At 40.0% G+C, this 24,337-nt stretch carries 16 protein-coding genes; 15 read left to right on the top strand and 1 reads right to left on the bottom strand.

Annotated features, from left to right (window positions below):
* The first annotated feature begins 5 nt into the window (after positions 1 to 5).
* The 8 genes from BW976_RS00665 (at position 6) to BW976_RS00630 (ending at position 8,676) form a co-directional block, all read left to right on the top strand.
* Positions 6 to 671, top strand: a complete 666-nt coding sequence (locus BW976_RS00665) for an HmuY family protein (protein WP_245834589.1) — start codon at positions 6 to 8, stop codon at positions 669 to 671.
* A 30-nt stretch (positions 672 to 701) separates the two neighbouring features.
* Complete coding sequence (locus tag BW976_RS00660) at positions 702 to 1,448, top strand: HmuY family protein (RefSeq protein WP_076369384.1); 747 nt, start codon at positions 702 to 704, stop codon at positions 1,446 to 1,448.
* A gap of 16 nt (positions 1,449 to 1,464) precedes the next feature.
* Entirely contained in the window at positions 1,465 to 2,421 is a 957-nt protein-coding gene (locus BW976_RS00655) for a hypothetical protein (RefSeq protein WP_076369382.1), read from the top strand.
* Between the two features lie 82 nt (positions 2,422 to 2,503).
* On the top strand, positions 2,504 to 3,124 hold the full coding sequence (locus tag BW976_RS00650; protein WP_076369380.1) for a hypothetical protein: 621 nt from the start codon (positions 2,504 to 2,506) through the stop codon (positions 3,122 to 3,124).
* 76 nt (positions 3,125 to 3,200) lie between these two features.
* The gene (locus tag BW976_RS00645) at positions 3,201 to 4,157 is read left to right on the top strand and encodes a hypothetical protein (RefSeq protein WP_076369378.1); all 957 of its coding nucleotides are present in this window, start codon (positions 3,201 to 3,203) and stop codon (positions 4,155 to 4,157) included.
* Between the two features lie 75 nt (positions 4,158 to 4,232).
* Positions 4,233 to 5,219 carry a helix-turn-helix transcriptional regulator gene (locus BW976_RS00640; protein ID WP_076370577.1) on the top strand — a complete coding sequence of 329 codons (987 nt, stop codon included), beginning with the start codon at positions 4,233 to 4,235 and terminating at the stop codon, positions 5,217 to 5,219.
* Between the two features lie 353 nt (positions 5,220 to 5,572).
* Positions 5,573 to 6,280, top strand: coding sequence for an aquaporin Z (aqpZ, locus tag BW976_RS00635; protein WP_076369376.1), 708 nt, complete (start codon positions 5,573 to 5,575; stop codon positions 6,278 to 6,280).
* A gap of 266 nt (positions 6,281 to 6,546) precedes the next feature.
* Positions 6,547 to 8,676 carry a hybrid sensor histidine kinase/response regulator gene (locus BW976_RS00630; RefSeq protein WP_076369374.1) on the top strand — a complete coding sequence of 710 codons (2,130 nt, stop codon included), beginning with the start codon at positions 6,547 to 6,549 and terminating at the stop codon, positions 8,674 to 8,676.
* 112 nt (positions 8,677 to 8,788) lie between these two features.
* Here the strand turns inward: BW976_RS00630 and BW976_RS00625 are convergent, their stop codons facing one another.
* The gene (locus tag BW976_RS00625) at positions 8,789 to 10,231 is read right to left on the bottom strand and encodes a gliding motility protein RemB (RefSeq protein ID WP_245834588.1); all 1,443 of its coding nucleotides are present in this window, start codon (positions 10,229 to 10,231) and stop codon (positions 8,789 to 8,791) included.
* A gap of 546 nt (positions 10,232 to 10,777) precedes the next feature.
* On the opposite strand from BW976_RS00625, the gene BW976_RS00620 reads away from it, so the two are divergent.
* From BW976_RS00620 to BW976_RS00590, 7 genes are all read left to right on the top strand, one after another.
* Positions 10,778 to 13,795, top strand: coding sequence for a glycosyltransferase family 117 protein (locus BW976_RS00620; RefSeq protein WP_076369370.1), 3,018 nt, complete (start codon positions 10,778 to 10,780; stop codon positions 13,793 to 13,795).
* 464 nt (positions 13,796 to 14,259) lie between these two features.
* On the top strand, positions 14,260 to 15,519 hold the full coding sequence (locus tag BW976_RS00615) for a Pycsar system effector family protein (protein ID WP_076369368.1): 1,260 nt from the start codon (positions 14,260 to 14,262) through the stop codon (positions 15,517 to 15,519).
* A 38-nt stretch (positions 15,520 to 15,557) separates the two neighbouring features.
* Positions 15,558 to 17,603, top strand: coding sequence for a polyphosphate kinase 1 (gene ppk1 / locus BW976_RS00610; RefSeq protein WP_076369366.1), 2,046 nt, complete (start codon positions 15,558 to 15,560; stop codon positions 17,601 to 17,603).
* Between the two features lie 10 nt (positions 17,604 to 17,613).
* A complete protein-coding gene (locus BW976_RS00605; RefSeq protein WP_076370575.1) occupies positions 17,614 to 18,483 on the top strand; it encodes an SdiA-regulated domain-containing protein in 870 nt (289 codons plus the stop codon).
* A 3-nt stretch (positions 18,484 to 18,486) separates the two neighbouring features.
* Positions 18,487 to 19,110, top strand: a complete 624-nt coding sequence (locus tag BW976_RS00600) for a phosphatase PAP2 family protein (protein ID WP_076369364.1) — start codon at positions 18,487 to 18,489, stop codon at positions 19,108 to 19,110.
* Positions 19,111 to 19,334: 224 nt separating this feature from the next.
* Entirely contained in the window at positions 19,335 to 21,689 is a 2,355-nt protein-coding gene (locus BW976_RS00595) for a hypothetical protein (RefSeq protein ID WP_076369362.1), read from the top strand.
* Positions 21,690 to 21,740: 51 nt separating this feature from the next.
* On the top strand, positions 21,741 to 24,329 hold the full coding sequence (locus BW976_RS00590) for a BamA/TamA family outer membrane protein (RefSeq protein WP_076369360.1): 2,589 nt from the start codon (positions 21,741 to 21,743) through the stop codon (positions 24,327 to 24,329).
* Positions 24,330 to 24,337 lie beyond the last annotated feature (8 nt).

Genomic DNA, 24,337 nt, shown 5'->3' with positions numbered 1-24,337 from the left:
GATTTATGAAAACGATGAAATATAATTACTTCAAAACGCTCCTTATTGCAGTTACCTCAACTTTATTAATCAGCTCTTGTACAAAGGATCAGGTAAAGCCCCAGCTACAGGATGGAAAAAGCACCGTAGTAAATGATTTGCCCGGCGATGTTGGTAAAACCATCAGCACTGGTTTCAAAACATTTTATTTCAGTTTTAGCACCAATGCCAAGATAGATAGCGGCCAAAAGAAAACCTCCCAATGGGATATCGCATTCGCCAAAGAATACAACTCTTATGTATCTATTAATAGCGGTACCAATGACGCCAGCTATGGTTTTGGAGGTACAGGAAAAGGTAAGATGGTTGCGGTAAACAAAGCTTATGACCAGGTTACTCAGGCTCCCGCCGATGATGAGTTTGCTATAAACGGTATTACAGCTACCGGCTGGGATAGTGGTAGCGGCAATGGGTGGTACTTCTACGATCTGAAAACCCACCTGGCCGTTCCGGTAAAGAACCGGACGTATGTTTTGGTTACTGCTGATGGCAAGTTTGCTAAACTCGAAATGGTGAGCATGTATAAAGGAGCCCCGGCAGTAGTGACAGATCTGAACTGGCCTGCCCCATACTTCACCTTCAGATATTTTGTACAGCAGGATGGAAGCCGCAACCTGTCAACCAAAGACTAATTAAATAAATACACCAACTTATATATTATCATGCGATCTATAACCAATAATCTGACTAAATGGCTTGGCGTGCTTACTATTGCCGGTATGCTTTTTAGTTCCTGTTCAAAAAGCAACGACCCTGCGCCAGATCCCAAACCAGATACACCTGTACAAACCGGATCTGTACCATTTTATAAACTACAGCGGGTTGAAAACCTATACGTCCAGTCGGACGACAGCAACCCTACAACAGAACTGCCGCCCATATATTTTAGCCTGGAAAATAAAGAACAGGAACCGTCATCGTATCAAAAAACAGCCCGTTGGGATATAAATTTCTCCAGTTTATATGACAGCTTTATAGGCAGCAATAACGGCAAAGATCAGGCTAACCCGGGCTATAGTTCCAATTCGGTAGGTGGGATCATCATTTTAAAGCAACCGTTTGAGGCGGTAACCAATGTGCCTGCCGATACTGAGTTTTCGACTTCAAAAACCTTTGGTACCGATGATCTGGGCGCTTTTGGCGAAGGTACTGGCTGGTATCTATATGATTTTGGAGGAACCATCAGGGGCGATGGCAGCTACAACAAACAGCATGTGGCTTACGCCATGCCCGAATCGCGCACATTGGTAGTCCGCACAGCCGCGGGTAACTATGCTAAGATCAAAATGATCAGTTGTTATAAAGACGCTTTTACGGCCGATAAATGGTTCCGCGATACGCCGCACATGTATTTCACATTTGAGTATGTGATCGTTCCAAAAGGCAGTACCAAATTTGAGATCAAATAATTACATATCTACCCCGATGAATTTAAAACCCTTACAATTTTTTATTGCCATTTTACTTGCCGTTTCTATCGCTTCGTGCAAAAAAACGATTGAGTTGCCCGCACAACCCCAAAACAAGATCACAGAATATAAAGTAGTTAACCTTACTGATACGGTTATTTATGGCGCCATAGACCAGGTAGAAAAATCAATTACCGTTTACGTGCCGTTTTACTATAGTCTTGCCGTGATAGATCCACAGATAAGTGTATCAGATGGAGCTGCTATCGTTGAAAAAGTGATACCGGTATCTGTTGATGCGCAAAACGTTACTTATACTGTAAAAGCTAAAGACGGAAGCACCAATACCTACAAACTTAAGATTATCCAGCAAAATATACCTTCGTTAACTGTACGTTGGGCATTTAATCAAAACGTAGAAGCTTCGCCGCCACTGGCATTGCCACCGATATTGGGAAGTTTTGAAAGCCGCAACGGAGCCGAAGTTCAGGTCGATCTTACCAATCAAAAAACAGGTAAAACGGTAACATATCCCAAAGGATCACCGCTAACGTTGATGCCATCAGATAATGACTATGTACTCAACAATATCCTTTTACCGAGTGATATTGATACGGGCTACTACAAGGTTAAAGTCACCTTCCAGGGGCATTCCGCACAAATAACGGAACCCGTGCATGTTGTATATCAACAACCCAACCTGCTGATACCTGTCCGCGAGGCCAAGCAAGGAGGCACCATAAGCTTTACTGCATTTAACAGTGTGTTTGTGGGTTTAAAATCGGCATCGGTTAAGGTGAATGGCGTAATCTATAGCTTGGCTATACAAAGCTCCACTTTTACAGACATGACCTTGAAAATACCGGATAATTTTCCGGTAGGGGTTTATTACTACACGGCTAATTACAGTTTTGAATTTGAGGGCTGGCCTACCGTGAACAGAACTGGCGCGCTCACTGTAACGGCTAAATAATACCATCTGGTTATCCCGCTTGCGTACGAAGCGACTAACATAAATCAATAATTTAATTCACAATCTAATTTAACATTATCTCATGAAAAAGAATTTTCTAAAAGTAATCAAATCAACAGCGGCTATTGCAGCCGTTGCTATCCTTGCAGTTTCTTGCACTAAAGACAACAGCACTAAACTGCAAAGCTCTTCTGCCGATTCAAAACTGTCTGTAAGCGCTGTACCCAGCAGCAATACTTATACTATAACCGGCAGATGGGGTAACCCGGCTTCGGGTCCGGCTGTTTTTGGTACCGTATATGTAAATTTAGCTACCGGTGCGCAGGATACTACCAGCAATACCGTTGGTGCCAACGTACTTTTCACCAGCACTAATAACTCTGTTGTGAAAGTTCCAACAGGTTACTCACTTAAATACCTGTATAACACTTCTGCTACTTTTTCAGCTTTAAAAATCAGTGATTTTACGGCCGCTGCTGTTGCCAGCGTTGGTCAAAATACTGGTGGCACTACACCAAACGGCTGGTATAATTATGTAGTTCCGGGTGGTGTTACGCCAATCTCTGGCTTCTATTTATTAGTTACCAATACTACTACCAATGTTAATTATGTAATTCAGTTTACCGGCGCTGTTGGCCAGGGTACTGCTACTAATAACAGAGGTGTATATACCATTAAAACAGGTATTATCAACAATTTATAATACAATTATTCAGGTAAGTCCAACAGGGCTTACCTGTTTTACCAGGATGCAGATCCGTTAAAATAAAATTTGAATAATGATCTACTTTAAATCCGGAAGGCCCGGCATTACCCGTATTTTCTCCATATTATTGGTTATTGCAGTTTTGGCGGTATCTTCCTGTAAAAAGGAATATGTAAAATACCCTTACAACGAAATTGAGCAGTTTACCATACAGGATGCTACAGGTGTAAGCCTTAAAGCAACCATACTCGGTAATGATATCATCGTGTATTATCCCCCGTTTCAGGCCGTGCCCGATTTTATTACTCCGCAAATAACAGTATCTGATCAGGCTGTTGTTGAGCCGGCCTCGGGCACTAAAGTGGCATTTAAAAACAGCACTACATTTAAAGTAAAAGCGCAGGACGGCAGCGTGAAAACATATACGCTTAAACCTATGCTCAATAACCCGCAGCCGGTTTTTGATGTCGATCCAGCCATCCGAGTATGGTCGTACGTAAATCTATCGGGTGAATACCTGGTTCCGGATACCAGTCGTACCCAATTATCACTGATTGATAAAAACAATAAAGAAATAAAAATATCAGGTGCTTCATTTACCACTTTTACAGCCACCCACCTGGTTGCTAATTTACCCTTGTCGGTTGACACCGGTAATTATAAAATAAAACTGGTTACAAACGGACAGGCGGTAATAAAAGGGCCATTTCATATTGATATCCCTTACCTGATCCTGGCCATTCCGGAGAATATAAAAACGGTAAAGCGTGGGCAGGACCTGCTTATTACAAGCGCCGATGGTTCATCAAAGTATTATAAAAATATATTAGACAGTAAAGCATCCGTATATAATAGCGCCGATGGCAAAAACTACTCATTTGACATTACCATAACGGATACTGGTATTCGCGCACATATTCCAGCAGATTTCCCGCTGCTTAATATCCAGAGCATCAATATTTTTGATAAATCCGGAAATAGTTACGGCTCTGTCGATCGCTGGGGCGATGGGGTTCAGGTTACAGAATAAACACAACACCTACATATATCTATGAAAACATAGCCTGCATCTTTTGGGATGCGGGCTATAAAGTTAAATTACCAGATGCATATTAAATCAAAAATAGAAGGTTTTGAAGATTGGTTGTTTATAGAAGAACTGCCCGACAGCTATAACGTGCAAACGCCGTTGGCCGAAAAAAGTATGACCATTAAACGGCCTCCCGTAAACCAGTTTTCAAATCATATGATCAGTTCGGGTGGTTTGTTCCTGATGAACGTGCATATGCAATTCAACGAACCAGCCAGCATTCTTTTCGAAATTGAGGGTGAAACAGTAACCTCGCAGTTTATATTTTATGAGCAAAAGCAGACGATGGATGATAAACAGCGTACAAAAAAAATGCGGGGAGGAGCAAGGCATAATATTCGCTATATACCCTCGCTGTCTGGTAGATATGAATTGCAACCCGATGTGGTTTACAACTACTTTCTGATAGTGTTATCAAAAGAATATTATTTTCACCTCATTAATCAGGATTCGTTGTTGCATGCTGACTTTGTACAGGAGATTAAGAATGGAAAATATACTTCCATATCGGCGCAGGACTTGCTGGTGTCGCACGAAATGAAACAAACCATCAACGATATTGTAGAGTGCAAACGGGCCGGCGAACTCAAACGCTTGCATACCGAATCAAAAATATTAGAGTTACTGATGCTCCAGATGGAACAATTGCAGAATGACCAGCACGATGAAGTGCGAAAGTATACCAATCTTGAACAGGAAAAAATAGAACAAGCCCGGGATATTTTAGATCAGGATTTTGCCAATCCGCCTGTGCTGCCGGTTTTATCACGCATGGTATCTCTTAATGAGTTTAAATTAAAACGTGGTTTTAAAGCTTATTTCGGCACAACCATTTATGGTTATGTTACCAGGTTAAAGATGGAACGCGCCCGGCACCTGCTTGTTGATCAAAAAATGACCATCAGAGAGGTAACTTATGAGGTTGGTTTTAAACACCAGTCGCACCTGTCAGAAGCCTTCAAAAAATATTTTGGGATACTGCCTAGTGAGATTAGAAGTTAAATAGGTTTTTGCTGTTCTTTGTAACGCTATGAGGAATAAAATACCCGTATTTTTATTCCCGTAGTCTATTATTAACCTGTTACACCATGGCCTGACTTTTGCCTTGATTAGCTTATATTCAGAAGCCTATGTCGATTGATTGCATGATTATTGATGACGATGAGATGGTGCTTTTACACCTTCGGAGTTTGGTTGACTATTAAACATTTAATTTAAAACTTATTTTATTTGATGCGGATTTGCAATATAACAATGCGTAGCTTTATAATAACTATGCACAGGTTATTATAATTAAACCCAGGTTGCAGTTTAGTTGTTATTTACCTGATCCTTTAACCTAATTTATAATTCACATGGAAACAAGCACTTTTTCAAAATTTTCTGCCGAATTTTTCGGCACACTGGTATTGGTTTTGATGGGCTGTGGCAGCGCGGTAATTGCGGGTGCCAATGGCACAAGTGGTGTTGGTTTGTTGGGTATCTCTTTTGCTTTTGGTTTATCGGTTGTGGCAATGGCTTATGCTATTGGTCATATATCAGGTTGCCATATTAATCCGGCCATTTCTATAGGTATGGTTGTTGCCGGCCGTATGAAAGCAAATGAAGCTGTTATTTACATTATTGCCCAGGTGTTGGGCGCTATTGCCGGTGCTGGTATCTTATTGCTCATAGCATCAGGGAAAGATGGGTATAGTGTAGCAGCTAATGGTTTAGGGCAAAATGGTTATGATGCTTTTTCGCCAGGTCATTACAATTTAGTATCCGGCTTTATTGCCGAAACTGTTTTTACCTTTATCTTCCTGCTGGTAATTTTTGGTTCAACATCTACCAAAAATATACATGGTGGTTTCGCCGGCTTGTCAATAGGTTTAAGTCTGGTGCTTATTCATATAGTTGGTATCATGGTTACTGGGGTATCTGTAAACCCTGCGCGTAGTATTGGCCCGGCATTGCTGGTAGGTGGGGCCGCCATCAGCCAATTATGGTTATTTATTGTGGCGCCTATATTAGGTGCCGTATTAAGCGCCGCAGTATGGCGCCTCTTATTAGAAAGAAAATAAAATACACAACTGGGTCAGCAGGAATATTCCTGTTTGACCTGGTTCTATAGAATTACCTTTTACCATATATATCGGTCATGCATGGCTATCATTGCACCCCTCCGGATTTTCGTTTATGAGCTATATTTTTATTTAATTATTTATATTTTAAACTTATTCTCACATTAGGTTAAAAATATATGTCTCAGGGCTTTAATAAATGCTATTATTGCTTTTAATTTTGCCAATTAAATATCGGCATCATAGTTGCTTAGCTTTTCGCTTTAATGAAATCTACATATACTCAAAAAATCACGAGGAAGATCATGCTGGCGTTTTTGGCATTGATCATTATCCTGGCTATCATAGCACTTTTTGTACGTAATTCTATCTCCAATAAATTACAGGATCTTTCCAAATTAGCTCATGACGTTGAATACGATCAATCAAAACCGCAGCAGGCCTTATTATTATTGCATGAGGCCGAGGATGATTTTCAGGAATCGCTGTTAAGTACCGACGATGAAAAAAGTAAGGCTTATAAAAGTAAATTATCAGAGGCATTTAACTTGATTGATACGCTGCTGAAGGATCATGCCAATATGCCGGGTTTAACCGAAGAACAGCATCAGAAGGTATTGTACTGGCACGTTAAAAAGTTAGAATTATCGGGCAAATTATATGAGCTCAAACATAATTTCGACTCCCTGCTTACCGTTTACGCTGATTTTAATGAAGTCGCTGGTAAAAATCCGGTTAGCATCAGTATGGATAACGGAGCCCGGAAAAAGAATATTGAAAACAAAACAGATACTATAAAAAAAGACATTTTAGGCAAAAAGAAGGGGCTTTTCGGGCGGATAAAAGACGCCATTGTTAATAAAAATGGTACTACTTCCTCTAGTATTATCGTGGTTAACCACAGTCGTACAAACCTGTTGGTTGACTCGGCCACCCGCAAGGTAGCTTATCAGGATAAAAGAAATTATAATCAAAAACTAAAACAACTACAGGAACGGAACATTAAACTGCTGGCTACACAAAAAGATTTAACAACCCTGAATATCCGTATCCGTAATGAGCTCGAAAATATTATAAACGGCGTAAAGGACATTAATTACAACATCGCCAATGAGTTTAAAGGGATGACATTTAAGAGCTACCAGGAAACCACCCGGTTAATAAACAATTTTTATCTGGCTGCCCTGTTCCTGGTGTTGATATTTGCCGCGTTACTTATTGTATTTATACTTAAACTGGGGGTATCAGAAACCTTGTTGCGACAGGAAAATGAACGGTCGGTTACTATTGCCCAGCAAAAGATGGATCTGCTGCAACACATGAGCCATGAAATTCGAAATCCGCTTACTGCTATAAAAGGCTTTCTGTATATATTCAGCCAAACTAATTTGTCACCGCGGCAGGCAGATATGCTGGGTTCTATCAGGTTATCTTCAGATATGTTGTTACGCACGTTGAATGATACGCTTGATGCCGCTAAAATGGAGAACAGCGAGTTTAAGATCAACCGTGATCCTTTCAATGCCGATTTTGTATTGAAAGAGGTGATAGAAAGCATGGAGTTTAGCGCAACTAAAAAGAAACTCAGCCTGGAATATCATTTTGAAGGCGATAAGAGCGCTCTGGTTTTAGGCGACAGCTTCAGACTTAAACAGGTGATGGTTAACTTGCTGAGCAACGCTATTAAGTATACCAATACAGGTGGTGTTACGGTAAAAGCTTCCCTGGTATCGGTAAATAAGGAAAGCATGCTGGTGGTTGATATTACCGATACAGGTGCCGGTATTAGTACTGAACAACAGGCCAATCTTTTTTCTAAATATTATCAAACCAGCTCGGCAAAAGGTCAAACCGGAACAGGACTTGGGCTGTATATCTGTAAACAACTGCTTCAATTGCAAAATGGGCAGATCAGTGTAAAAAGTGTTGCTGGCAAAGGGAGCACATTTAGTTTTTATATACCTTATGAAGCAGGCAGCGTTGCTATTGACAAACAAAAAATAGATGATCCGCTATCGTTACTTAACGGCATCAGTATCCTTGCTGTAGACGATAATGAGCTAAGTTTGATGTTCCTGAAAATGATGACCAGCAAGTGGAACATTGAATTTTACCAGGCTAATAACGGAGGGGCCGCGTTAGATATCCTGAGCAAAGAAACCATCACTGTTATATTAACCGATATTCAGATGCCTACCATGGATGGCCACGAACTTATTGCAGCTATCAGGCAATTAAAAGCTCCGTTAAATCAAGTACCTGTTATCGCCATCAGCGGTACTTCAAAACCATCGGATGCTGAAACACTATCGAAAAAGGGATTTTCGGGTTTTGTGACCAAGCCATTTGCAGAAGCTGAGTTGGTGCGGCAGATCATTAACGCGTTGAAATTGTGAATTTTAGTTAGTATCAAGTAGCTAGTATCAAGTATCAAGTATCAAGTATCAAGTATAAAGATTTTCGACTTGCTGGTATTTTGTCGCGATACTTAATACTAGCTACTTGATACTAAAAGTCGTGGTATAAATTCCGGAAGCCGCTTTTTACCCCAAATGTAATTAGGGTAGTTTTGTTATCATTTAGTGCATTCTTTTCCTGTCTGTACAGGCCACCGATTTCAATGCGGAGATTTGTTTTAGGGTTTACCAGAAACGATACCGTACCTTCGCCATAGTAAAGCTGTGTGCTGATGCCCTGACCAATAACCGGAGTTGGGTTAGGGTTAACCGGATATGGTTTGGTTAGTAACTTTCCGTTGTTGTCTGTTGCGTTGGCATCAAGTCCGTATTTACCATAATCAAGCTGGCCCTGAAAATCGAACCGGCCAATAGAGTAATTGATGATACCCAAAAATTCCCTGAAATTGGCCCCAAAAGGATGAGCAAGAGGATCGCCAAAAAAGGTATAATTATTAAGCGTATTGGTATTGGTGTAGGTATTTGGTTTTACAGTATTAAACTCAAAAAGATAATTCAAACGGTTAACCTTAAATATGTCGGCCCCGCGTATACCCAATTGTACGCCATTGGTATTATCAAGGTTATTGCCCGAAAAGAAGTTGTTGAATTTAAATCTGTCGAGCATTAACTGACCATAAATGGCTGTTTTATCAAATATTTTATATTTACCTGTAAAGCCCATAAATACATTGTCCTTAGGAGATCCTGATGACCCTAAGGCGCTGGAGAATACCAGGGGATTGATAAAGTTTACATCAAAACCTCGTCTGTTTCCCTGTGCATCGGCTTCTGGCGTAATCAGCGCGTTGAAGAAACCCAATGATACGCGGTTGCTCACGTTCCAGTCTACATAATGAAACAGGGCCCATTTTCGCCTGTTACTTCCCAGTTGGTCAAATTTTGGTGCCTGCAAATCTTCGAGATATGCCCAGGCCATCATATACTGTACTCTCCCAAGGTTGGCGGTGATCCTTAGCAAAGGCATATTCGCGGCATAATCTGAGAGTAGTAAGGACCTGTAGCCATCGCCCACAAACATTTTATCCTGGCCCAGAGTAATATTTAACTGTTTTATAGGTGTGTAAGAAGCTATTGCAGTAACGTACGACCAATCCTGGGAGTCTTGTTTCTGGCCATTGTAATGACGGGCGTAAGCCTGGCCGGGTATAAAACCATTTGTGTTTACAACGTCGTTATAATAATCCGGAAACTTGGCCTGGTCTTCAAATCCACTGGTGTAAAACGAGAATTTAGTACCTACCGTGCCGCCAAACTGGAATCCACGGGCATTTAAATAGGTTGATCGTTTAGCAGTAAAATCTCTTCCAAGCTGCAAATCTGCTATAACATCCCCGTAAAAAGTATAATCTTTTGTTTGTACATCAAACAGGTGTTCATTAAACAACTTACGGCTAAACCATGTTTTACGTTGATCACTTACACCTACATTCATCACAGAATCATAGGTGTGGTTGATCAGACTGTCAATCAAAAAAGGGCGTAAAGACGTGTGAAACGAACTTTTTGTACTATATATATCACCATTGAATTTTTGATAAAGCAAATAGGATTGTGGCAGATAAACAGATTGTGCATTACTTATCTGAACTGAAAGGAGGAGGATCCCCGCTAACAAAAATAATTTTATTGATTGAAAGAAGTAGAGTTTTTGCATCGCTACAAAGTAAGCATTATTTATATTAACATGAAAATTGGATGAACTTATTGACTAAGGAAATAATATCTTATTTGTTTTGATAAAGTGATATATTAATAATTGAGCTTTGATTTTTAGCATAAAGATTGTTGGAGCAAGCCCGAAATAACAAACAAGGATTTTGCGAACAAAGAGCAAATATTGAAGAGACAAAGAAAGAATCCTTGCTCCCCAAAACCTTGCTCCCTCTTATTAAAATCTTTGCTGTGTTGATTGTAAAAGTTAATTTATGTTAAATTTGATGGCACGGAATTGTTTTTTTTTAATAAGCTATAAAAATCCTGATATTTGCGCGCGCTAAAAACCCATACTACATATTAAATGCAATACAAAAAAATCAATAATCTTTTAGGCTGGCTTTGCTTTGTTATAGCTTCTGTGACCTACATTTTAACATTGGAGCCCTCCGTAAGTTTTTGGGATTGTGGCGAATTTATTTCTTGTGCCTATCGTTTGCAGGTAGCCCATCAACCAGGGTACCCTGTCTTTGCCATGCTGGGTAAATTATTTTCCTTGTTATCATTTGGCGATAATACCAAGGTGCCTTATTTTACCAATTTAGGCTCGGCAGTAGCCAGCGGAGCAACTATCATGTTCCTGTTTTGGACGATAACTGCTCTGGCCAAAAAAATGCTTTTAAATAAACGCGATGATGTGGTTGAGCAATCAAACCTGATCCTGATTATGGGTGCGGGCCTGGTTGGTGCGTTGGCCTTTACCTATACCGATACCTTTTGGTTTTCGGCGGTTGAAACGATTGTATTCGCCTTATCATCCCTGTGTACCGCCATTGTATTTTGGGCCATATTAAAATGGGATGCCCATGCCGATGAAAAAGGAGCCGATAAATGGCTGGTTTTTATAGCTTATGTAATAGGCTTATCTATTGGTATCCACTTGCTTAATTTGTTAACCATTCCGGCTATCGCCATGGTGTATTTCTTCCGCAGGAGCAAAAATATTACTGTTAAAAATGGTATTCTGGCATTTTTAGCAGGTGTTGTTATCCTGGGGCTGGTACAATACGGCATCAGGGGATATACTATAAAATTTGCGGCCTATTTTGACCTTTTCTTTGTAAACTCACTTGGATTAGGTTTCGGCAGCGGTGCGTTTTTCTTTATATTATTAATTGTTGTGGCACTTGTAGGTGGCATTATATATAGTATCCGCACTAAAAAGCCAACGCTTAACCTGGCTTTATTATGTGTTGCCTTTATTTACCTGGGTTATGCCGCTTTTGCCTATATACCCATTAGGGCCAGTGCAAACCCCGATTTGAATAACTCACACCCCGATAACGCTTTTACACTTTACGGGTACTTAAATCGTATCCAATATGGCGAAACTCCTTTATTGAGCGGCCCTTATTACGATGCTACCGTTACCGATCAAAAAGAAGGCAGCATCATTTACCGCAAAGGAAAAACTCAGTATGAGAATGCCGGTAAAAAGATCGAGACCGAATACAGCCATACTACGCCATTCCCGCGTATGTACAGCACCGAAGCAAATGATGTTCAGTTCTATAAAGAATGGCTGCGTATTCCTGATGGCCAGGCGCCGGGTTTTGGTGATAACCTGAAATTTATGGCCACCTGGCAAATGTACCAGATGTACTGGCGCTATTTCCTGTGGAACTTTGTAGGTCGTACCAATGATGCCGATGGACAAACCAGTATGGTTGGTATCGACGGTAATTGGACTACCGGTCTTTTTGATAAAAACTTACCCAAATCAATAACTAAAGGAACAACTTATACGCCGCTATATGCCCTTCCGCTTCTTATTGGTTTAATAGGTGCTTTTTATCACCTTAACCGCAAAAAGAAAGACGCGCTTATTGTATTGCTGCTATTCTTCTTTACAGGGCTTGCTATTGTGCTGTACGTTAATCAGCCATCCATACAGCCCCGTGAGCGTGATTATTCATACGTAGGTTCCTTTTATGCTTTTGCCATTTGGATAGGCCTGGGCGTTATTGCCATTGCCGAATTTGCACGTAAATACATCAATGCCAATACCGCGGCTATCGGGTCAACCGTAATCTGTTTATTGCTGGCTCCGGTATTACTGGCCAGCAAAGAATGGAAAGATCATGACCGCTCCACCAAATGGACCGCGCATGATATGGCTTATAATTACCTGATATCGTGCCCGCCAAATGCCATATTATTTACTTATGGCGATAATGATACCTACTCGTTATGGTACGATCAGGAGGTAGAAGGCATACGTCCGGATGTACGTATCGTTAACCTGAGCTTATTTACCGGCGACTGGTACATCCGCCAGATGCAGGGAAAAATGAATCAATCAGAACCATTGCCTATCACCATGCCTTATGATAAATATAAGGAAGGGGTGAGGGACGTTATTTATTATAACGACCAGAAAATAGCCGGTCCGGTAGAAGTAAAAGAGGTATTTGATTTTATATCCTCAGATAACCGGGCTACGCAGGTACAATATCAAAGTGGCGACTGGGGTAATTATTTGCCAACCAAAAACTTTAAAATTACCATTGATCCTGATGAGGTAATAAAAAATGGTGTGGTTTCTGCTGATCAAAAAGATAGGCTAGCCAAAGTGATGGACTGGAAATTTACATCAAACTACGTCACTAAAGATAACCTGGCGATGCTGGATATTTTGGCCCACAACCATTGGAAAAGGCCAATTTGTTTTACCACGACCATTGGTAACGACAACCTGATTGGTTTACAGCCCTATTTGTATAAAGAAGGCTTTACCTACCACCTGATCCCTTTTCAAAAAGATACCACCAAACGCGATCAACTAGGCAAAACCAATACCATGGTGATGTATAACAACATCATGAACAAATTTAAATTCGGCAACTTTAAAAATGCCCGTTATCTGGATCATGAGTCAACATCAATGTTTTATCCGGTAATGGCCTCTACATTTATCGATCTGATACAAAACCTGATGCAGGAAGGTCATAATGATCTGGCTTTGAAAGCGCTGCATAAATATGATCAGGAAATGCCCGATATTACACCATATATTGATGTAGCCGGTCGTAAATTATTCCTGGCTCAGCTGGCATTTCAACTTAATGACGTGGTTTTAGGTAAAAGACTTACCAACAGCATTGATGATTACGTTACCGATCAATTGGATTACAACTATCACTTACTGGGAGATAATTCAAGCAGCGTAAACATGCGCGATGTGCAGATCAGTTTGCAATTGCTAAACGGCATAGCCGATTTTACCAAAGAAAACAAACAGGCCGATATCAATAAAAAGGTAACGGCACAGTTAAATGATTATATGAAAAAGTTTGCCCCAATCTTGGGTAGCGGACAATAGTATAATTCATCTATACCCAAAAAGCCATCTTATTTTATGAGATGGCTTTTTTATTTTCTACACTAACCGGGTGTTTTATATGGCTATTTATTTTAGTATATTTGTAACTACAACGGCCTTGTTTTCTGGTAAAAAGAAAACAAGGCCGTTTTGTTAAGAGATGAAATAGCCTAAAAATCGACCGTTTGTTATGTAGTTATTTGATTGTCAATTATTTAATACTTTTTAAACCTTTCAAAACCCGTCAAAGATTTGTTAAAAAGTGTTAAAATGGCGTTAAAACTTTGTTAAAACGGATAAAAAACGGTCATTTTTATCCTGTTTTAACTAAAAAAGTGTTAAAATTTGAGGTTTAAAAAGTTTTCAGACCGGTGCATCAAATAATATCTCGGGAACATTTAACAGCCTGTTGGAAATATTAATTTTTAAAATAAATTTGATTACTTTAACCATAAAAAGCTATCATGAAATTTCAACAGTTGTTAGAAGAGGTAAAACATGAAGTCATATCATATTTTGATGTGCACCATGATCCCGAACTTGCATATCATAATCTTAAACATACCAAAGACGTAGTTGCCGCTGCTACACAGATTGCTAATCATTATCAACTGTCTGACGAGGAATTTTTTATAGTACTTTCTGCAGCATGGTTTCATGATACCGGCTACTTTGTGGATAAAAGCAACCATGAGGTAAAAAGCAGCGAGAATGCAACCCATTTCTTGAAACAAAAAAAAGTAGATAACGCGGTAATTGATAGGGTAAATACCTGTATCATGGCTACCGAAATGCCCCAAAAACCAACCAATCTGCTGGAAGAAATTTTGTGCGATGCTGATTTGTTTCACCTGGGCACAGATGATTTTAGGGAAAAAAGCAAGATGATGCGCAAGGAGCTGGAAGCCTGCAGACACGTTGAAATTGATAAAGAAACCTGGCGGATCGGTAATATTGCGCTATTAGAATCGCATCATTATTTTACCGATTACTGCCGCCTGCTGCTTAATGACCAAAAGGAAAAGAACCTGGCTAAATTAAAAGACAAACAAACCGATGTGGAAGAAAAAGCCGAAAAAAAGGAAAAAGCTGAAGAAAAAGAGGTAACCGAAACTGGCCACACAGATATAGCCATTGTAAAAGCTGATAAAGATGAACATGATCATCATGATAAAAAGCATAAAGAGAAAGACAAGGATGAAAAGCCAGAAAAGGGAATTGAAACCATGTTTCGCATAAGTTCATCCAACCATCAGCGCTTAAGTAATATGGCCGATAACAAGGCGCATATTATGATCACCGTAAACTCTATTATTTTATCGGCTATTATCAGTTTGGTTTTGCGTAAGCTTGATGAGCATTCCAACCTGCTTATACCTACTTTTATGCTGCTTAGTGTAAGTTTGCTCACCATGATATTCTCGATATTGGCCACCCGGCCGTCAATACCAGGCGGAGTGTTTACGCATGATGACATTGAAAAGAAAAGCGTAAACCTGCTCTTTTTTGGAAACTTTTACCGGATGCCGTTTGAGCAATACAGTGAAGGCATGGAAAAAATGATGGACGATAAGGATTTTCTGTACGGTAGCCTTATTCGTGATAATTATTCTCAGGGAGTTGTTTTAGGTAAAAAATACAGGTTACTGAGGGCATCCTACAATATATTCATGTTCGGGCTTATTATTTCTGTTATAGCATACGCTATTTCATCAATGTTATAAGAGTAAACCGTATCACGCTAAACAAAATTTCTGCTTTTATGGATCATTACTCATTTTTTGACAGGGACCTGAGTTGGCTGCTATTTAACGAACGCATCTTATTAGAGGCCGAAAAGGAAGAGTTGCCTGTAATGGAAAGAGTGAATTTCCTTTCGATATTTTCTTCTAACCTGGATGAGTTTTACCGGGTAAGGATGCCTGTTATACTGGCTGTTAACAAGCTGGCTAAAGGTGCTACACACGAAAAAGAAGACGTTTTACTGGAGGCTCAGCAATTAATTGAACGGCAGCAACAAAAGTTTGGACAAGTATTTACCGGCAGACTTATTCCTTTACTAAAACAAAATAAGGTAAATCTGCTGTTCAATGAACCGTTTCCCGCAGTGGTTCAGGATAAAGTAACCGATTACTTTTTTAGCCAGGTGATGGCTTTTTTGCAGCCCGTTGATCTTTCCGAGACAGGTAAAAAGTTTTTCCCCGAAAACAATCGTCTGTATTTTTTAATTACCTTGGATGTAAAGGGTGAAAAGGAAAAAACAATACTGCTTAATATACCCTCCAATCAACTGCCCCGTTTTTATAGCGTACAGGCAGATGATCAGCAGTATATTATATTTCTGGATGATATTATCAGATATAATCTTGACAGGCTGTTCACTAACGAGAAAGTAAGCGGGTGTTATAGCTTCAAAATAACCCGTGATGCTGAGCTCGACCTAAAGGACGAGTATCATGGCGACCTGTCTGAACAGATCGAAAAACAGTTACTCAAAAGGGATATGGGCATGGCCACGCGCTTTTTACATCAGCCTGGCATCCCATTGCGTACGCTGCATTCCATAACCGAAAAGTTGGGTTTGCAGGGTTCAAGCGTGGTTGAGGGGGGCGTATACCATAATTTGAAGGATTTGATGGGGCTGCCTGTTAGTTTGCCTGGTTTACGTTATACCCCGTGGCCACCGATCGTCAATGCAGGTTTGATTGATAAGGAATCGTTGTTTGATCATATTGCAGATCATGACCATATCTTTCACGCGCCTTATCAATCGTATAATAATATACTTCGCTTTTTTAACGAGGCAGCCATTGATAAGGACGTACAGGAAATATCAGTTACCCTGTACCGGGTAGCCAGTGATTCACGTATTGTAAACGCCTTGATCAGTGCGGCTTGCAATGGAAAAAAAGTGAGAGTAATGGTGGAGCTTAAAGCCCGGTTTGATGAGGCCAACAATATCAAATGGGCCAAAAAAATGAAGGCTGCCGGCGTGGAGATTATCTATAGTGACAAGGCGTTAAAAGTTCATGCTAAAATCGCTTTGGTCAAAAGATCGGTGGACGGCCGGATTAAATACGCGGGTCTGCTGGCCACCGGTAACTTTAACGAAAGCACCGCGGCCTTTTATACCGATCATATTTTAATGACTGCCAACCCAGCCTTATTGCGTGAAATGGAGTTGTTGTTTATGTTCCTGGGTAAAAAAGCAAAAACATCCGAAGGTTATCCTATCGATTTTAAACATCTGTTGGTAGCCCAGTTTAATTTACAGGAACGCTTTATCGAGCTGATTGACCGGGAGATTAATCATGTTAAGAAAGGTTTGCAGGGTGCTATCACCATCAAGCTAAATAACCTGGAAGAGCGTATATTGATCTCCAAATTATATGAGGCATCACAGGCCGGTGTGAAAATATCGCTTATTGTACGCAGTATTTGCTGTATTATACCAGGCGTTGAAGGGATGAGTGAAAACATTACGGTACGCCGTATTGTTGATCGTTACCTGGAACATGGGCGGATATTTATTTTCCATAACAATAACAAACACGAGGTTTTCCTGGGCTCTGCCGATTGGATGAACCGGAATATTTACAGACGTATTGAGGTATGTTTCCCGGTTTATGATCCGGTTATCAGGGCCGAGATCATGCAGATCATCGACCTGCAATTAAATGATAACGTGCAGGCAGTGATGCTCAATGAAGATTTGCAAAACATAAGCATTGCAAATCATGAGCCCCTGATACAATCACAGCGGGGTATATATGAACTTTTACAGCACAAAATTGATGAGAAAGCTTAAAAACAACAACATGAAGGGAAAGATTGTTGCTTTGATCATGATGGTGTTTGCCAGTTCTGCGGTATTTTTAGGCATGTCCTGCGCTAGTAAACCAGAAGCTATAGTAAATCCCAAAGGCTACGATTTGAGTAAACCGGTAAAATATAACATGCCCATTAATTTAACAGAGATATCAGGGATTGCTTTTAGGCATGGTAAAAGTGATTCGTTATATGCAGAGGAGGATGAGAATGGAAACGTGTATTATTTAAAATTGGGCGATAAAAAGGTAAATGAAAGCCGTTTCGCCAAATCTGGCGATTATGAAGATATTGCTATCTGTAATAATTACATGATCATATTACGGAGTGACGGCACATTGTTCACCTTTCCTTTTAATCAGGTGCGAAATAAAGTGATTCCGGATGTTAAAAAAATAAAAGACCTGATACCAGCCGGAGAATACGAAGGCATGTATGCTGATGAGAAAACAAATCGCCTATACATACTCTGTAAAAATTGTGATGATGATAAGCGTAAGGTAAGCAGTGGCTATATTTTACAACTGCAAAGTGATGGAACTACTAAACCTGCCGGTGGTTTTAGTATAAATGTTAAAACTATCGAGCAGCAGCTAACCGGTAAAAAGAAAGGCGCATTTCGCCCATCTGCCCTGGCTAAAAACTTAAATACAAACGAATGGTATGTTCTGTCATCTGTTAATAAAGTGCTGGTGGTTACCGATGCTGCGTGGAATGTTAAAAACGTTTATCCCCTCAATCCGAAGTTATTTAATCAGCCTGAAGGTATTGCGTTTGATGATCGCAACAATCTGTATATATCAAACGAGGGCGACTTGGTTAGCGCAGGCAACGTATTGAAATTTAACTATACAAAGTAATTAATGATAAAAGACAAAAGGCTTTTCCTGTTTTTTATATGGCTCTTTGTCTTTATAAATCCTGGCCGCAGTTTAGCACAAAATTTGGATGTTGATATTTTAAAAAGTATTAATCCAAGATATCCAACCTCTCTTTATTGGCGCAATACCAGTAATTCGGCATATTATGTTGCTGGGGCTGCTTCGTTTGGTACTTTAATTTATGGTTTGGCAAGTAATAATGCCGCAGTAAAACAAAATGCTACCGAAACTTTTATCAATTTGGGCGCAAGTGTGCTGGTTACCCAGCTTATAAAAATAAGCGTTAACCGTACCCGCCCAGCTGACAGGTACCCTGATGAAATATTTGTTAATAGTCCTACCCATAACCAGTCGTTCCCATCTGGGCATACTAGTTTGGCTTTCGCAACGGCAACAACATTGTCTATGCAATATAAAAAATGGTATGTAACGATACCAGCTTACGCTTGGGCCTCATCTGTAGCTTATTCGAGGATGTATTTGGGTAAACATTATCCTACCGATGTACTGGCTGGGGCAGCGGTGGGTATTGGTTCGGCGTATGCAGGACGTTGGTTTAATCAAAAGCTGTTTAAGCAGTATCAGAAACCTAAAAAATATGACTAAATTAATACTTTGGTTTTGATAGTGAGTTCAATACCAGTTGTTTAATTACAAATCTGTTACTTACAAAAGCCATTGATAGTTATAACTTTGATAAGGCAAATGTATTTATAGACATTGTGGCAAAACTGCGCCAACAAAAAGAATAACCAGCCAAACTGAAGAAGGGCAGTACCCGTATCTTTCAACAGTTTTTAGATTTTTAACAGGGTAATTTTATAACGATAATGCACACCGAAGTTTTAAATATAAATAAGGATGACTGTTTTTTATGCCAGGTAGATACCTGCCTGTCATTTAATCCATTCGTGGAGCATTTGAAGGAGCGCGTACAAACCGAAAAAACACTTAAAAGCGAGTTTTACCGGTATGTATTAGACAAATTCGAAAAAGACACCTGTATTGATCTGAATATGCACCCCGAAGATGCTGAAAAGTATCGGGAAATGCTCGAACTGATCTACAGTATACTTACACCACCTATTTTAAATGAAAAAGAATTTTTTTGGGCTTTGAGCACACCCGTACCCGAAAAAATATTCTTTAGTACCGACGCTTTTTTTGATTTCCATTCCAGCCACCATTCAGGTTTGCATGCGGTAAATATGAGCCAGGGTGAACTGTTTAGCCAGCGGCAAAAACGGTTTATATATAACCTGATACTGGAGCGCTTATATGGCTTTTCAACGGTATCAAAAAATGAACTCCTATTCGCTTACTCCGATCCCGGAACCGGGCTTTCAAGGTACTATAACATCCAGACCAGCACGCAGTTTGTTAATATAAAATTGGTTGGTGACTTGCCTGAGATTAATTTTGATATCATTGAGCCTTATATTAATAATTATGAAGGAATAGATGTTTTAGAAGATATACTGCCGCTCTCCAATTTTAAGTTTGAGGGCTTTACCGTGATAACCCTTACGGATATAACACTGCCTCATGCTATAGAAAGCATCCGTAATGAGCTGGTTAATCATTCCAATAATGAAACCGATCAGTACGATTTGATTATTGACTCGCTTAAAACGCTTTCTGAAAACCCGGCTATTGAATTTGGCTTATTGCCCTTTTTAACGGTTAATGACAAGTTGATATTTGATACCAATGAATGTTCGCAAAGCGTGCTCATTTCATCTGCAAAGGAGTTTAACCTGGCTGAAGAAACATTTTATGCTATTACCAATGATTATAAGCTTAATCCGAAACCTGTATTTTTCAGATCACTTACTGACGAAAAGATATCTAAACATCCCTTTCTTAATGTTTTAAAACAGGCGGGTATTAAATCGTATGGTATTTTTCCGGTTTATTACAATAAAGAGATAGCCGGTATTATGGAAGTATATTCTTATCAGGAGATCGTGTTTTATGAAAAGTTGTTGTCAAAATTGCAAGCTGCTATTCCGTTGGTGGCTCAGTTGCTGCAAAACAGTATAGATCAGTTCACCTTTCGTATAGAAACTATCATCAAAGATAAATTTACCTCGCTGCAACCATCTGTTCAATGGAAATTTAACGAGGTTGCCTGGAATTATCTGCGAAAAAGTAACCGGAAAAAGAAGAATCAGGAAATTGAGACCATAGTTTTTGAGGATGTGTATCCTTTATTTGGTGCTGTGGATATTCGTAATTCCACCATCGAGCGTAATAGTGCTTTGCAGGAAGATCTAAAATCCCTGCTCACCATTATTATGGAAACGCTTACGGTATTAAAAAAACATATCCATCTTACATTGACCGACAGGATGATTTATAAATGCGAGGAGTGGTTGGAGAAAGTGAACGGCTTTATAACCACAAATGACGAGTTAATGCTGGATGGTTTTCTACAGGATGAGGTAAACCCCTTTCTTGACCATTTCCGGAAAAATTATCCTAATGAAAAAGAAGTGATCGACCGTTATTTTGATTCTTTGAGCGAAGAGAATGGTTTGTCATACACCAACAGACGTAACCTGGAGGCATCTATGCAGCTCATCAATACTTCCATCAATCACTACCTGGAACAGGCACAGGAAGAAGTACAGGGATCATATCCATGCTATTTTGAAAAATTTCGCACTGATGGGGTGGAATATGATATTTATATAGGGCAATCCATAGCGCCGGAAAAGATGTTTGATGTGTTGTATTTGAAGAACATTCGCTTGTGGCAGCTTAAATCAATGGCCGAAATTGCCAGGCTTGCATATGGATTAACCGATCAACTTTCAAGACCATTACAAACCACACAGTTGATATTTATACACTCAAACCCTATAGACATTAGTTTCAGGAACGATGAAAGGCGTTTCGATGTAGAAGGTGCCTATAATATCCGGTACGAGGTGGTGAAAAAACGCATTGATAAAGTTTTAATAGCCGGAACCATTGAACGACTAACTCAACCTGGTAAAATTGCCATGGTTTATTTTAACCAGACAGAAGCGGCCGAATACATGGAGTACATTAAATACTTACAGGAAGAGAACATTTTACTGGATGATCTGGAGCAGCTTGAATTGGAAGAATTACAAGGTGTTACCGGCTTAAAAGCGCTTAGGGTTGGTGTTAATTACGAAATAGCTTTAGAAAAATAAAACTATTTTGTAATATGCAATGGTTCTACTATTGCTAAATAAAACCATATCATGCCGCCTGCTAAAAACGTGTTTAAATTAATATTCCTGTTTTTAACGGGAGTTTTTCTGTTAGGCTCAGAAAGTTTAAAAGCACAGGTTACGGGCGATAGTGTAAAACTGGCTATTGAGCCTACCTATAATGATGTAAGCAAAACACACCGGTTTTTCCTGGGCGAAAGTTACCGGAAGCTTTGGGCCGCACCGGTTAAGCTACCTGTATTTCATATTTCTACAGAAAAAGGTGGTTTGAAAATCCTGCAAAAGGGTGGTGGGCAGCAAACCAAGTCATTGCGTTTGCAGGATCCTACCGGTCAACAATGGGTTTTACGAACTATTCAAAAATATCCCGAAAAGGGCTTACCGGTAGATCTTAGGCCCACGGTTGCTAAGGATATATTGCAGGATCAGGTATCAGCGGCACATCCGTTTTCGGCGCTTACAGTGCCGCCGCTAGCCCAGGCATTAGGTGTCGCGCATTCTAATCCTAAAATTGTTTATGTGCCGAATGATCCCGCTCTGGGTGATTACCGGAAGGATTTTGCCAACCAGGTTTTTTTATTTGAAGAGCGGGAACCTCTTGATGCCGACAAAACCGACAATACCCCAAAAGTGCAGCGAAAGTTGCAGGAGGATAACGATAACCGGGTTGATGAAAAAACGGTTTTACGGGCACGCCTACTGGATATGCTCCTGGGTGATTGGGACAGGCACGAGGATCAATGGCGTTGGGAAAAAATAGATGGCAAGCACGAAACTGTTTATGAACCCGTACCGCGCGACCGCGACCAGGTTTATTACAAAACATCAGGTGTATTACCCTGGATAGTGGCCCATCAATGGTTAAAATCAAAGTTTCAGGGTTATAGCAATGAGATCAGGGATATCAACGGCTGGAATTTTAATGCCCGTTATTTCGACCGTTACTTCTTAAACCAGTTGAGTGAGGATGATTGGAAGAAACAGATTGGCTTTGTGCAATCTAAATTGACCGATGAGCTGATCAACAAGGCTATGAAATTGATGCCCGATACCATTTATCAGCTTTCGGGTAAGGAGATAGCCAACAAGATGATAGCACGCCGGAACGGGCTTGCTAAACAAGCGCTCGAATATTATCGTTTTATATCGCGCGAGGTAGAGATCCCGGCAAGTGATAAAACAGATCAATTCACTATTCATAATGAGTCAAATGGCGATTTAACTGTAACTGTTAATAAGATTAAAAAATATGGCAGCATTGATAAGGTAACCTATCACCGTTCATTTACACCCGCTGTAACCAAAGAAGTTAGGCTTTATGGTTTTGCTGGTGATGATGTTTTTTCGGTTACCGGTAGCCAACCTTCGCCCATAAAAGTGCGTATGGTTGGGGGGGATGGAATGGATAGTTTTGCGGTGAATGATAGTTTGCACAATAAACGCAATCTATACATCTATGATCGTTCCGATCAGCAGAATAAGCTGCCACCACCATCCCAGGCAAAAAATAAAACCTCTACTGATACCACGGTAAACAGCTACGATAAAACCAGCTATAAATTTGACCGTTTTGAACCTATTATTTTAGCTAATTACAGTAACGATATCGGTATACTGCTTATTGGCGGTTTTTCCTATGAAAAACATGGTTTCCGGAAAGAACCTTATTCCTTCAGGGAAGAATTTTTAACCAATTACTCGCTCGAGCGAAAGTCGTTATTGTTCACCTACGTAGCTGAGTGGAAAAAGCTGATTGGTAATAATGATTTTGGTATTAATATATTGTCGAGGGGGCCAAATAACCTCAGTAACTTCTTTGGAATAGGCAACAATACGGTTTTTGAAAATAAAGGAGATCATCAAATATCCTATTATCGTAACCGGTATGATTATGTTACCGGCGATGTTTCTTTACATCACACTTATGGTAACTGGAATATAAGCGCGGGTATAGCCGGGCAGTTTTATAATAGTCAGGCATCAAACAACGATGGGCGTTTTTTGAATGATTATAATCAAGCATACCCAAATGAAAAGGTATTCGGAACCAAAGTTTACGGAGGAGTAATAGCAAATGCCAAACTGGATACGCGTAACAAATTGATTATACCTACCCAGGGTGTATTATGGAATACAACTATCAGTGGATTCTCGGGCGGTGGCTCCGGTAGTCATAATACCTACGGACAAGTCCTTTCTGAGTTTAGCTTTTATTTAAACCCTGATAGGGATTCTGTTTTAGTAATAGCTAACCGTACAGGATTGGGTACTACGGTAGGCGATGCAGCTTATTTTCAGTTGATGAAACTGGGAGGGGCGCAAAATTTCAGAGGATTTCATACCAATAGGTTCACGGGCAAAACCATTGCTTACAATAACCTGGAATTACGTTTGAAAGTGCTCGACTTTAGCTCATATCTTTTACCGGGCTCTTTAGGTATCATCGGCTTTAATGATGTAGGACGCGTTTGGCAACCTGGCGAATCATCTGATCAATGGCATGATGGCTACGGCGGAGGTATCTATCTGATACCTGCTCAGTTGGTATTAATTGAGGGGGTGGTTGGTTTCTCTAAAGAAGGGGCGCTGCCTTATATATCTATAGGATTCAGATTTTGATGATTGGC

The organism is Mucilaginibacter lappiensis, from assembly GCF_900155965.1.
GTDB classification, from domain to species: Bacteria; Bacteroidota; Bacteroidia; order Sphingobacteriales; family Sphingobacteriaceae; genus Mucilaginibacter; species Mucilaginibacter lappiensis.
The sequence above is the reverse complement of the archived record's forward strand: the minus strand, read 5'-3'. Positions and strand labels throughout refer to the sequence as shown.

Bases quoted from the DNA above. Each gene is read 5' to 3' on its own strand.
- BW976_RS00605 (WP_076370575.1), top strand. From the start codon at position 17,614: ATGAAGGGAAAGATTGTTGCTTTGATCATGATGGTGTTTGCCAGTTCT.
- ppk1 (WP_076369366.1), top strand. From the start codon at position 15,558: ATGGATCATTACTCATTTTTTGACAGGGACCTGAGTTGGCTGCTATTT.
- BW976_RS00645 (WP_076369378.1), top strand. From the start codon at position 3,201: ATGATCTACTTTAAATCCGGAAGGCCCGGCATTACCCGTATTTTCTCC.
- BW976_RS00590 (WP_076369360.1), top strand. From the start codon at position 21,741: ATGCCGCCTGCTAAAAACGTGTTTAAATTAATATTCCTGTTTTTAACG.
- aqpZ (WP_076369376.1), top strand. From the start codon at position 5,573: ATGGAAACAAGCACTTTTTCAAAATTTTCTGCCGAATTTTTCGGCACA.
- BW976_RS00655 (WP_076369382.1), top strand. From the start codon at position 1,465: ATGAATTTAAAACCCTTACAATTTTTTATTGCCATTTTACTTGCCGTT.
- BW976_RS00595 (WP_076369362.1), top strand. From the start codon at position 19,335: ATGCACACCGAAGTTTTAAATATAAATAAGGATGACTGTTTTTTATGC.
- BW976_RS00650 (WP_076369380.1), top strand. From the start codon at position 2,504: ATGAAAAAGAATTTTCTAAAAGTAATCAAATCAACAGCGGCTATTGCA.
- BW976_RS00620 (WP_076369370.1), top strand. From the start codon at position 10,778: ATGCAATACAAAAAAATCAATAATCTTTTAGGCTGGCTTTGCTTTGTT.
- BW976_RS00660 (WP_076369384.1), top strand. From the start codon at position 702: ATGCGATCTATAACCAATAATCTGACTAAATGGCTTGGCGTGCTTACT.
- BW976_RS00640 (WP_076370577.1), top strand. From the start codon at position 4,233: ATGCATATTAAATCAAAAATAGAAGGTTTTGAAGATTGGTTGTTTATA.
- BW976_RS00600 (WP_076369364.1), top strand. From the start codon at position 18,487: ATGATAAAAGACAAAAGGCTTTTCCTGTTTTTTATATGGCTCTTTGTC.
- BW976_RS00630 (WP_076369374.1), top strand. From the start codon at position 6,547: ATGAAATCTACATATACTCAAAAAATCACGAGGAAGATCATGCTGGCG.
- BW976_RS00665 (WP_245834589.1), top strand. From the start codon at position 6: ATGAAAACGATGAAATATAATTACTTCAAAACGCTCCTTATTGCAGTT.
- BW976_RS00615 (WP_076369368.1), top strand. From the start codon at position 14,260: ATGAAATTTCAACAGTTGTTAGAAGAGGTAAAACATGAAGTCATATCA.